Annotated in this window: 9 protein-coding genes; all 9 read left to right on the forward strand. The window is 34.2% G+C overall.

What is annotated here, in order from left to right; all coding sequences use genetic code 11:
• Window positions 1–46: 46 nt before the first annotated feature.
• The 9 genes from AB1349_05020 (at window position 47) to AB1349_05060 (ending at window position 11,393) form a co-directional block, all read left to right on the forward strand.
• Window positions 47–571 carry a WG repeat-containing protein gene (locus AB1349_05020; protein ID MEW6556700.1) on the forward strand — a complete coding sequence of 175 codons (525 nt, stop codon included), beginning with the start codon at window positions 47–49 and terminating at the stop codon, window positions 569–571.
• A 23-nt stretch (window positions 572–594) separates the two neighbouring features.
• Window positions 595–1,578: a MoxR family ATPase gene (locus AB1349_05025; protein MEW6556701.1), complete on the forward strand. Its 984-nt coding sequence runs from the start codon at window positions 595–597 to the stop codon at window positions 1,576–1,578.
• A 231-nt stretch (window positions 1,579–1,809) separates the two neighbouring features.
• Window positions 1,810–1,938: a hypothetical protein gene (locus AB1349_05030; GenBank protein ID MEW6556702.1), complete on the forward strand. Its 129-nt coding sequence runs from the start codon at window positions 1,810–1,812 to the stop codon at window positions 1,936–1,938.
• The gene (locus AB1349_05035; GenBank protein MEW6556703.1) at window positions 1,935–2,822 is read left to right on the forward strand and encodes a DUF58 domain-containing protein; all 888 of its coding nucleotides are present in this window, start codon (window positions 1,935–1,937) and stop codon (window positions 2,820–2,822) included. Before AB1349_05030 ends, AB1349_05035 begins: the two co-directional genes overlap by 4 nt.
• 4 nt (window positions 2,823–2,826) lie before the next feature.
• Entirely contained in the window at window positions 2,827–4,761 is a 1,935-nt protein-coding gene (locus AB1349_05040) for a VWA domain-containing protein (GenBank protein ID MEW6556704.1), read from the forward strand.
• Entirely contained in the window at window positions 4,758–5,513 is a 756-nt protein-coding gene (locus AB1349_05045) for a DUF4159 domain-containing protein (protein ID MEW6556705.1), read from the forward strand. Before AB1349_05040 ends, AB1349_05045 begins: the two co-directional genes overlap by 4 nt.
• Window positions 5,510–7,570, forward strand: coding sequence for a hypothetical protein (locus AB1349_05050; protein ID MEW6556706.1), 2,061 nt, complete (start codon window positions 5,510–5,512; stop codon window positions 7,568–7,570). The genes AB1349_05045 and AB1349_05050 overlap by 4 nt, the downstream gene beginning before the upstream one ends.
• On the forward strand, window positions 7,567–9,699 hold the full coding sequence (locus AB1349_05055) for a DUF2723 domain-containing protein (GenBank protein MEW6556707.1): 2,133 nt from the start codon (window positions 7,567–7,569) through the stop codon (window positions 9,697–9,699). The genes AB1349_05050 and AB1349_05055 overlap by 4 nt, the downstream gene beginning before the upstream one ends.
• On the forward strand, window positions 9,696–11,393 hold the full coding sequence (locus AB1349_05060; protein ID MEW6556708.1) for a DUF2723 domain-containing protein: 1,698 nt from the start codon (window positions 9,696–9,698) through the stop codon (window positions 11,391–11,393). Before AB1349_05055 ends, AB1349_05060 begins: the two co-directional genes overlap by 4 nt.
• Window positions 11,394–11,413: the final 20 nt, after the last annotated feature.

Here is an 11,413-nt window from a genome sequence, read left to right on the forward strand (position 1 = left end):
TTTCAAAATTCAAAGAGCAATTTCAAAGGTCAAACCTTTGATTTGAATGAATTTGCAAATATATTTTATAGTGGTTCCGACGAGCCGTATCAAAAAAACAGTGTTTATAGCCGTTTTTCAGGTCGACAAAGAAGGTAAAACAGTAATACCTTTTAAGTTTGATTATGCAGGTTCTTTCTTTGAAGGATTAGCACCGGTTACATTGAATAATAAATATGGATTCATAGATAAGAAAGGCAACTTGGTAATTCCTTTCAAGTATGACCGTGCAGATGGTTTTAGAGAAGGATTATCAAGTGTTGAACTCGGTAGTAAATGGGGTTATGTAGACAGGAATGGCAAAGAAGTAATTCCAATAAAATATGAATCAGTTGATTATTGGAATTTCAGTGAAGGGCTTTCTGCTGTTCAACTTAATGGTAACTGGGGATATATCAATAAGAAAGATAAGGTAATCATTCCATTGAAATATGAAAGTGCTAAATCTTTTAGAAATGGTCTTGCTGAAGTTAAACTTAATGGTAAAACAGGTTATGTTGATAAAAATGGCAACGAGTATTTTAGGAAATAATTGTGTAAAATTGAGGAGTGAGTATGGAGAAGATCTCTGATGTGAAACTTGTAGAAAAATTGGTTGAAGCACGGAAGTCAATCCTTGAGCAGTTGAGAAATGTTATTGTCGGCCAGCAGGATGTGATTGATGAGCTTTTGATTTCGCTTTTTGCAAAAGGACATTCGCTTATTGTCGGTGTACCCGGGCTTGCGAAGACGCTTATTGTGTCTACAATTTCGCAGATTCTGGATTTGCAATTCTCACGGATTCAGTTCACACCTGATTTAATGCCGTCAGATATCACAGGCACCGAGGTGATACAGGAAAACATTTCAACTGGTGAACGAAATTTTAAATTTATTAAAGGACCGATTTTTGCGAATATAATTCTTGCTGATGAAATCAACCGCACACCACCTAAAACGCAGTCAGCACTGCTTCAAGCAATGCAGGAATATAAAGTAACCGTTGCAGGACAGACATATTCACTCCCGAGCCCGTTTTTTGTTTTAGCAACCCAAAATCCAATAGAGCAAGAAGGTACATATCCACTACCGGAAGCACAGCTTGACCGTTTCTTTTTTCAGATAAATATTGATTATCCAACACAGGAAGATGAGAAAGAAATTATCAGAAAAACAACAGGTATAATATCATCAGAAATCAAGCGTATGTTGAACCAGAAAGAGATTTTACTACTCCAGGAGATTGTAAGAAAAGTGCCAGTAAGCGATTATGTTGTCAACTATGTTGTTAAACTTGTCTCTCAAACCAGACCTAAAATTTCAGTGTTAGATTTTACAAAAAAATGGTTGAACTGGGGTGCAGGTCCGCGTGCTTCACAGAACCTTATTTTAGCCGGGAAATCCAAAGCAGTTTTAGAAGGTAGATATACCGTCTCGGTTGAAGACATCAAAGCGGTTGTATATCCTGTATTAAGACACCGTTTAATTTTGAACTACGCCGCAGAAGCAGAAGGGCTTTCAACAGAAGATATCATCAAAAAATTAGTAGAATCGGTTTAGTCACTTAAGTCGGTCTAATCGGTCAATTCCGTTAACAAAGATAACGAAACAGCAAATAGCGGATAGAGGTGAGCAGAGAGAGGAGAGAGAATAGAGGTTAGCAATGCTCTCCGATTTATCGAAGCACGCCTACAAATTTCAGTAAAACTGAACTGTCACCACTAACCATCTCGCTTTGCGAGCGCCTATAATGTATCGGATTCAGTTTCTGATACTATGAGAATGGTGAGTATGAATATAGAGCAAGTGCTCTATATTCCGACGACAAAACATATAGAGCAAATGCTCTACAACCTATCTGCGGCTATCCGAGTTCATTTGCGGTTGCTTTTTATAATTTCCTGTGCTGTAAAAAAATGAAACCATATCTTGACCCATTAGTTGTAGCAAAACTATCGTCAATGGCATTAAGAGCACGATTCGTCGTTGAAGGGTTTATATCAGGATTGCATACAAGCCGTTTCAAAGGTCATTCTATAGAGTTCGCACAACATCGTGAGTACTCGTTTGGTGATGAATTAAAACATCTTGATTGGAAGGTGTATGGCAAGTCCGACAGGTATTTTGTAAAACAGTTTGAAGAAGAAACAAATCTTAAATCGTATATTTTACTTGATACAAGCGGCTCAATGGGCTATAAGTCCAACGGAATCTCAAAACTGGAATACGGTTCCTATATCGCTGCAGCACTTTCATATCTGATGATAAAACAAGGCGATTCCGTCGGCTTGGTTGTGTATGATACCAAGTTGAAAAAAATTATTCCACCACGGTCAAGTTTGAGTCATCTTGCTGTTATATTTGATGAACTTTCAGAATTAGTGCCTACCAGCAGCGAAACCGATATTACAAAAGTGCTTCTGGATTTTTCTACAAATATCAAAAAACGGGCTTTAATTATTTTGGTTTCAGACCTGTTTGACGACCAAGAAAAAATTATCAGGGCAATAAAAAATTACAGATATGCCAGGAATGAAGTTATTGTATTTCATATTATGGATAAAACGGAAAAGATATTAAATTTAGATGGAAATATATTATTTAAAAGTATGGAAAATGAAAGTTTTTTAATTGCGGAATCGGAGATTATCAGAAAAGAATATCAAAAACTTGTAGCCGAGTTTATAGAAAAGTATAGGTTAGAATTCCAAAAATCAGATATTGATTACTCTGTTTTTGATACATCAACTCCACTGGATGTTGCCTTGACAAATTATCTTTTCAAAAGAGAAAAGATAATTTAGAAAAATGTCATTTCTTAATTCTGCATTTCTTATTGGGCTTTTTGCTGTTTTTATACCGATACTTATTCATTTACTATCCAGAAAAAAACCGAAAAGAATAGATTTCAGCGATTTAAGGTTTTTACAACTTGCGGCACGGCGGTCAGTGAACAAATTCAGAATTAAGCAGTATCTACTGCTATTGATAAGATGTCTTCTTATAATTATACTCACTTTGATTTTTGCCCGACCTGTGATTCATTATACTTCAGCATCTAACAATGTTGAGACAGTTTTTCTGATTGATAATTCGTATTCAATGGATTATTATAAAGATGGTAAAACTCGCCTTGCCGTTGCTAAGGATGTTGTTAAAAAAATTGTCTCATTACTTAACCCACAGGAACAAATATCAGTTTTTTCTTTTTCAGATGCTCTATCAGATGTGGTAAAAAATCCAACAACTGACAGACAATTGATATTAACCGAGTTAGAAAAAACCAAAATTTCATACAGAAAAACAGATACAGTAAATGCAATAAACGGGTTGACAAACTATTTCCAGAACAACCAGTATGAAAAACGGATTGTTTTAATAAGCGATTTTGCTAAAAACGGTTGGTATGAAAAAAAAGATATATTCAATGAAAAACATAGAATTATATGTGTTGATGTTGGTGATAATAATGCTGAAAACTTTGCAGTATCAAATATAGAAACAGATAATAACCAGATATCTGCTGAGATATCAAATCTGTCAATCGCAGATAGAAAAATTTCAGGCTCTATTTATATTGATACTAAAAAGTATAAAGATATGTTTTTTGAGACAAAAGCGGCTAAACCAATTTTCACAACATTTAATCTAAAAAATATTGAAAACGGTATCCATCGCTGTTTTGTAGAAATAGAAAATGATAAACTTTTAGCTGACAACAAACATTTTTTTGCGTTTAATTTTCGTCAGAAGCCAAAAATACTTTTAGTTGACGGTAACCCGCAGTTTTCAGATTTTAAGGGTGAAACTTATTTCTTAAAAACAGCACTCTCAAATTATGCAACGGTTAAAATCATAAATTATTCCCAGTTTGAAAATGAGTTGTTAGACGATTATTCAGCATTGTTTTTGTGTAATGTTTCTAATTTTGATAAGACAACCGCAATGAAACTAAACCACTTTATTTCTAAAAACGGCTGTCTTGTATTTTTTTTAGGCGATAAGGTATCAATTGATAATTACAATACTTCTATACGGTTTCTGCTTCCAGGCGAAATTTCTAAAATCCTGAATGGAGGCAACCTGTCAGATTATGGATTGACTGCAAATAGTGAAGAAATTATTAAAAATACAAATATCATCCGACGGTTCTTGTTAATTCCTGAAAAGGATTCAGAAGTAGTTTTTAAGTTTGCAGACGATACACCATTACTCATAAAGAACAACCAGAATGTTTTTGTCTTTGCTGTATCTGCTAACCTGAACTTTTCTGATATTCCTGTAAAACCGAGTTTCCCAATTATTATTAAGCGGATTATGGATTATCTGGTGCAGAGTGATACTGTAATTCAGTCAAAAAAGGTTGGTGAAAAATTTGAACGAAAAAATATACTATTAGTCACCGAAATAATTACGCCCGACAGCCAAATAGTAAAATCACCGACTGATTTTGTGTTTGACCAGCCGGGTGTTTATGAAATAAAATATAAAAATAGAAAAACTGAATTCTGTAATGTGAATCTAGATACTCATAGTGGCGAGTCAGACCTGACAAAGATAAATACAGCAGAACTCAAAAAAATACTTGATAAACTGTATGTCGGGATAGTATTAGCGGATAGACATCTTGAAAAAAATGTAAAAAAATTATTGTACGGGAACGAAATCACAAAGTATTTTCTATCAGTTTTATTGATACTGGTTATATTAGAAACAGTCATTGCAAATTTGAGAATGAAATGAAAAATAGTATAAGATGGCAAGATGGCAAGATGGTAAGATGGTTAGGCAATCTTTTCCTATCTACCTATCTACCTATCTACCTATCTACCTATCTTTATTGTCAACAAGGTGGTAAATTCGTTTTTACACAGTTATCCTACACTGGTAATTGGGATACCCGACCAACTGCTTGGTCGCGGATTATTGAATATATTAGTATGACAACCAGTGTAAAAACTATACCGGAAAGACGAATTGTTCAAATTGCCGACGACAAACTTTTCTGGTCGCCTTTTCTGGTAATTACTGCAGATTCCGAATTTCCACAATTCAGCGAGTATGAAATAAAAATACTAAATAGATATATTCAATGTGGTGGCACAATTTTTATTGATGAAACATCAGGCAGACGAGATTCTGCAACTGATAGAGCAATCAGGAATGCAATTAAAAAGATAACGCCTCAAAATCCGCTTGAAAAAATTCCAACAACCGATGCTGTATATAAATCATTTTATCTGTTACAAAAAGGTATTACTACTCGGTTTTTAGAGGGCTGTAAAATAGGCGAACGTTATTGCATTGTATATTCACAGAATGACCTATTAGGTGCTTGGGAACGTGACAATCTCGGGAATTATATTTATCCGTGTGATGAACAGCAGAGATGGGAAGCCAAAAAACTAACAGTCAATATCATAATATACGCACTATCAGGAACCTATAAATCAGATGCTGTCCATATTCCATTCATAAAAAGTAAGTTAAAATGAAAAAACTATATTTCATCCATATTGTATTAAGAATCATTCTTTTTTTAGCAATAATAATGCTAATTTTTCAGCCAATAAAAAAGGTGTATAAAAAAAGAGCGCGCCCTACTGTTGCGGTTCTTATTGATAATTCAGCGAGTATGAAAAATTTTGGTTTCAAACAAGTAAAGAAAAAAATAGTTTCACAGGTTACTAAATCAGCCAGGATTAAACCACTTTTTTTTGTGTTTTCAGATGAGACAAAAAATATCACGCCACTTACGGAGTACGAGATAGAATCATTAAAAGCAGATGGTTCCCGAACCGATATAGTTGGCGCACTGGAAAGGATAAAAACGGATTTTCTTGGCAAGGAGTTAGATGGTATTATTCTGTTTTCTGACGGGAATCAAAATATAGATACGGGAATAACTGATGAAATACTGAATGAACTGACTGCGCTAAAAATACCCATTTTTGCGGTTGTGCCTGAACTTCAGCAAATACAAAAAAATATCTCTATCGGTAAAATAGAAATCCCTGATATTATTTTCAGGAATGTTAACGCTACTATTGTAGCAAAAGTTAATGTCGTCGGGTTTGCTGGTAAAAAAATTTCGGTTTTTCTTAAATCCGAAAATGGTTTACTACAAACTAAGACGCTGGATATAAAAACTGATGGGCTGTATGATATACCATTTGAAATAATACCTGAAAAAGCTGGTATGGTTTCATATTCTATAGAAATACCGCAATATCAAGCCGAGCAAAATATAACAGATAACAAAAAAAAGTTCCAATTAGAAGTAGAAGCAGAAAAGATTCGGGTGCTTTATCTTTGTGGTCAACCATCGTTTAATTATTCATTTTTAAGAGCAGCATTAAAAAGTAATCCTAAAATAGAACTTGTCTCGTTTATAATTCTAAGAAACCCGGAAAATATCGTTCCTGTGCCTGATACAGAACTTTCATTGATACCATTCCCGGTGGATGAACTTTTTTCTAAAGAGATTTTTAATTTTGATTTACTCATTTTAGATAATTTTAATTATTCCAAATTTCCTATAAATTTTCAGCATCTTACTAATATAAAAAATTTTGTCAGTTTGTTTGGTAAAGCGTTCTTAATATTTTCAGGCGATGTCGCAATGTCAATATATCAGAACACACCGCTAGATGAAATTTTGCCTGTTCATCCATCTGCTCAAATTATACCGGATAGATTCCGATTAAGTATTCTGCGACCTGAACACAATATACTGAAATTTGCAGATGATAGTTCTGAAAACAGTTCAATCTTGAAAAGTTTGCCTGAATTGGATACTATAAACTCCTGTACCAGCCGAGATAAAACTATCTTGCTGGCTGAAAGTGAGAAATCCAAAATACCAGTGATTGCAATTACAGAAGCAGGCAAAGGCAGGGTAATGTGTGTTACAACTTCGTCGTTATGGCGACTTGCACTCGGCAGTGAAAATCCATACAGTTATGCAAAATTGGTTGAACAATCACTAAAATGGTTAACAAATGCAACCTCTATGAAACAAGTAGCAATAATCACAAAAAAAAGATATAATACAACTGATATTGCGAATATCAAAATAAAAGTAAATAATGAGTACTTCGTACCGCTAAATAACGCAACCGTGTCACTATCACTGACAATGCCTGATAACAGCAAAAAAAGTTTCTTTGCTATACCTGATATAGAAGATGGGAATTATACTACGCAACTTGAACTGAATTCGGCTGGTAAATATAAACTTGACGCTCGTGCATATCATAACAAAAGATTTTTAGGCGACGATAAGATAACTTTTGCTGTTTCTGAAACTTCAACTGAGTCAGCAGATATTTTTATAAATGACCAGTTTATGAAACAAATTGCAACCCAAACTAATGGCGAATTTTTAGTAATAGACCAATTTGAAATATCTCAACTAAAAATTAAGCCGCGAACAACAGATTCTGATTTCCTGTATGATATAAATATCTGGAATAAACCGTTAACTTATATTATCTTGATTTTGTTGGTTTCGCTGGAGTGGTATTTAAGACGACGAAGCGGACTTTTATGAATATAATTTTTCTTTTATCGTTATGCCTGTATCTTCTGACATTGTGTCCGACGGTCTATGTCGGTGATAGCGGCGAGTTCGCAACTGCTGCGTATACTTTAGGAATTACTCATCCACCTGGTTATCCGCTGTATGTCTTGTTAGGCAAAATTTTTACAGTAATTATTCCATTTGGTAATATCGCATATCGCGTAAATTTAATGAGCGCATTTTTTGGCGCTTTAACCTGTTGCCTTGTGTATCTAATAACAAAAGATATGAGATATGAGATAGGAGATAGGAGTAAAGACAGAACTCCCATCTCTTATCTCCCATCTCTTATCTGTGCGTTAGCACTTGCTTTTTCCAAGACATTCTGGGCACAGGCAGTTGTTGCAGAAATATATACATTGAATGCATTCTTTGTTGTTTTACTTATTTATCTATCTATCTATCCATCTAACCATCTAGCCATCTATCTTTTTTCGTTTATTGCTGGTATCGGAATTGCAGGGCATTATATTACCGGATTGGTATTGCCTGCTTTTTTGGTTTTATACTGGCAGGATTTGTTTTATAAAAAGAGTTTTTGGAAACGATTTTTTACCGCTTCTATATTCTTACTGTGTGGCTTAACCATAATGTTTTTTATGCCTGTTCGTTCTACAGCGCAGCCGTTTATGGACTGGGGTGATACTGAAATTTTTAGTAATTTTGTCGCACAGATAAGAAGAGTACAGTATAAAACATTTGAATTCGGTCAGACGGTAACACTATTGACAAAAATCCAGTTTGCAAAACATTTTCTGAAACTTGCTGGAGAGCAGTTCACATTTTTTTTGTTGCCTTTTGTAATTTTGGGCTTGGTAAGTTTATGGAAATCAGCAAAAAAAATTTGTATTTTTACTGGCGCCTTATTTTTAACAAACAGTTTAGGGTTGATTTTGTTATTAAAATTCCAGTTCAATCCGCAACAGGCATCTGTGGTTGAGGTATATTTTTTACCAGCATACACGATAATGGCAGTTTGGTTGTATTTTGGGATTTTATATCTCACAAAATATGTTAAGCCCGTTTTTCTTCTGCCTGCTATTGTTTTACCGCTTATATCAAACTTTAGTTACAACAACAAACGAAATAATTTTATCGCTTTTGATTATTCATCAAATATTTTGAAATCACTTCCTGAAAGCTCGCATTTTTTTTCGTCAGGCGATAACCAGATGTTCCTTCTGTCATACCAGCAATGGTGTTTAAAAAAACGGAAGGATGTGAACTGTTATACCGATACCGGTCTCTTATTCAAGAATGTTTTTGGTGACGATTTTTTTCAACTTACAAAAGAACAGAAACGAGAAAGACGCGAATATATCCAGCGAGAACTATTAAAGCAGTCAAGACCTGTTTGTTTTTCGCTCGGTAGCAGTTTTTCTAACTTAAAAGATGTAAAACACGAAATTAACGGAATAGTTTTCAGGGCAAAACTGTTGACGCAAAATTACAGTATGTGGAATTTTTATACTATCCGTGAAATAGATAACAAAAATTTTTTGGCTGAATATCTTTTAAGAGATATTGCAGCACAGTATCATTATTTTCTTGCAGAAAATTATTTTTTAACTAAAAATAATGCTATGATGCTGAAAGAATTTGATAATGCTGTAGATATAGGCGGTGATGTAGAATGGGTATATAATAATATCGGTATTGCACTGAAAGAAAAGGGGTTTATTGACGATGCAACCAAAAAATTCAAAAAAGGAATTGAAACAAATCCATTTGATGAGAACATAAAAGTAAATCTGGCTTTTATCTATTTGGAATCGGGCTATAAAAAATTTCAGTCAGAAAAATATAATGAAGCAATTGAACTTTATAAAGAATCATCATCCATAAGTCCTAATATGCCAGAGCCATATTGCTACATTGGCGTTGTTTATGAACGGCTAAACAAAGATGAACTTGCAATCTCTGAATATAAAAAAGCAATTTCGTTAAAATATGATTATGTAGATGCACATTACAACCTCGGTGTGGTTTACTGGAAACTCAAAAACTGGGCAGGCGTAATATCCGAATTTGAGACGGTATTGCAACTGAATCCCAACCACCAGCAGGCAAAAAAATATCTGGCAATGTTAAAGAAATGATAATTACTTTTTTTGTCAGTTTTGGAATATATTTAATAACATCCTGTCCGACGGTATATTCAGGTGATAGCGGTGAACTTACAACTGCGTGTAATGTTTTAGGCATTGCTCATCCGCCTGGCTATCCGCTGTATGTTCTGTTAGGCAAAATTTTTACAGTAGTTATTCCGTTTGGTAATATCGCATACCGTATCAATTTGATGAGCACATTTTTTGGCGCTTTAACTTGTGGAGTTGTATATTTGATACTACAAAAAATGGTAGACGGTAAACGTGAGACGGTAGACGGAAAACCATTTACCTTTTACCTTTTACCTTCTACCGCTGCTTTTTGTCTGGCATTTTCAAATCCGCTCTGGTCGCAATCAACCATTGCAGAGGTTTATACTTTGAATGCTTTTTTTGTTGCATTGCTAATTTATCTTTTCCTACACCCTACACCCTACACCCTACACCCTGCCTTTCTATTCGGACTGGGGCTCGGTGACCACCATACACTTGTGCTTTTGATTCCCGGAATTGTGTATTGGATAGTAAAGAATATGAGATATGAGATAAGAGATAAGAGTAAGAAGTCATCTCTAATCTCTAATCTCTTATCTCTTATCTGCTTTTTTTTGCTGGGTTTTTCTGTATATCTCTACCTTCTACTTCGTTCGCAACAGAATCCAATTGCTGATTGGGACAACCCGGAAAATCTTACAAATTTTTTTAGAGTTGTGTTCAGAACCGGTTATGGTGGTGTTTTACATCTTGAAGAAAAAGGCGGGTTCTTGAGCCGACCGATGAGTTTATTCATTCAGCAAATATTGGAATTTATTAGAAACTTTATAAAATCATTCACAATTTTTGGTTTTCTTGTTGGTATTTTAGGAATTTTTGTGAATTACAAACAAGCTAAAAAATCTTTTTGGTTTTTAGTTCTTGTTTTTAGTTTTGTCGGTCCATTTTTTATATTTTTAGCAAATAAGCCCGTAGATATTTATACACGCGATTTGTTAGAACCATTTTATATTCCATCAACGCTTGTATTTACAATCTGGCTTGGTTCTGGCATAATTTTTATAGTTAAAAAAACCAGATTTAGTTATCTGCTTATATTGGCGATTTTGGTTTTTCAACTCCGAACAAATTTCGCTGAAAATAATTTAAGAAACAATTTTTTATCTTTTGATTTTGGAAAAAATATATTGAATACAGTAAAAAATAATTCATTGCTTTTTTTAGATAAAGCAGACGAGTCTGTTTTTATCCTCGCATACCAAAAAATCGTTGAAAACCGAAAACCATTGGTTAAGATTTACGATTGTAATGCAAGTGTTTTTCCGAATATTTACGGCGATAGATATTTTTGGATAAAGGGCAAAGAACGGACTGCGGTTCGGTTGCCGGTTGAGCGAAAAATGATTTTAGAAAGTAAGAAAAATGTATATTACCATGCTGGAAACCTAAATTATTTTGCAGATATGAAATTTTCTAAAACAGGGCTTTTATATTTGTTAACCGAAAAACTGCCGCCAATACTGGTTGAAGATATATATGTTTTGCGTCAGCAAAATCTCAGACATCGCGATAAAATTATTGCTTATTCGTTCTATGTATCCATCGGCGATTATTATCTTGAAACAAACCGACCGAATTCAGCAAATACAATGTATGAGAAAGCCAATAAAATCTTTACTGAATTAAAGTAACGGTGATTAAAAATCACCGA

Source organism: Elusimicrobiota bacterium (genome assembly GCA_040757695.1).
In the GTDB taxonomy this organism is placed as follows: domain Bacteria; phylum Elusimicrobiota; class UBA8919; order UBA8919; family UBA8919; genus JBFLWK01.

What these genes read in the sequence shown, in the direction of transcription:
- AB1349_05040 (MEW6556704.1), top strand. Translation starts at nt 2,827, where the DNA reads ATGTCATTTCTTAATTCTGCATTTCTTATTGGGCTTTTTGCTGTTTTT.
- AB1349_05045 (MEW6556705.1), top strand. Translation starts at nt 4,758, where the DNA reads ATGAAAAATAGTATAAGATGGCAAGATGGCAAGATGGTAAGATGGTTA.
- AB1349_05030 (MEW6556702.1), top strand. Translation starts at nt 1,810, where the DNA reads ATGAATATAGAGCAAGTGCTCTATATTCCGACGACAAAACATATAGAG.
- AB1349_05060 (MEW6556708.1), top strand. Translation starts at nt 9,696, where the DNA reads ATGATAATTACTTTTTTTGTCAGTTTTGGAATATATTTAATAACATCC.
- AB1349_05050 (MEW6556706.1), top strand. Translation starts at nt 5,510, where the DNA reads ATGAAAAAACTATATTTCATCCATATTGTATTAAGAATCATTCTTTTT.
- AB1349_05020 (MEW6556700.1), top strand. Translation starts at nt 47, where the DNA reads ATGAATTTGCAAATATATTTTATAGTGGTTCCGACGAGCCGTATCAAA.
- AB1349_05035 (MEW6556703.1), top strand. Translation starts at nt 1,935, where the DNA reads ATGAAACCATATCTTGACCCATTAGTTGTAGCAAAACTATCGTCAATG.
- AB1349_05055 (MEW6556707.1), top strand. Translation starts at nt 7,567, where the DNA reads ATGAATATAATTTTTCTTTTATCGTTATGCCTGTATCTTCTGACATTG.
- AB1349_05025 (MEW6556701.1), top strand. Translation starts at nt 595, where the DNA reads ATGGAGAAGATCTCTGATGTGAAACTTGTAGAAAAATTGGTTGAAGCA.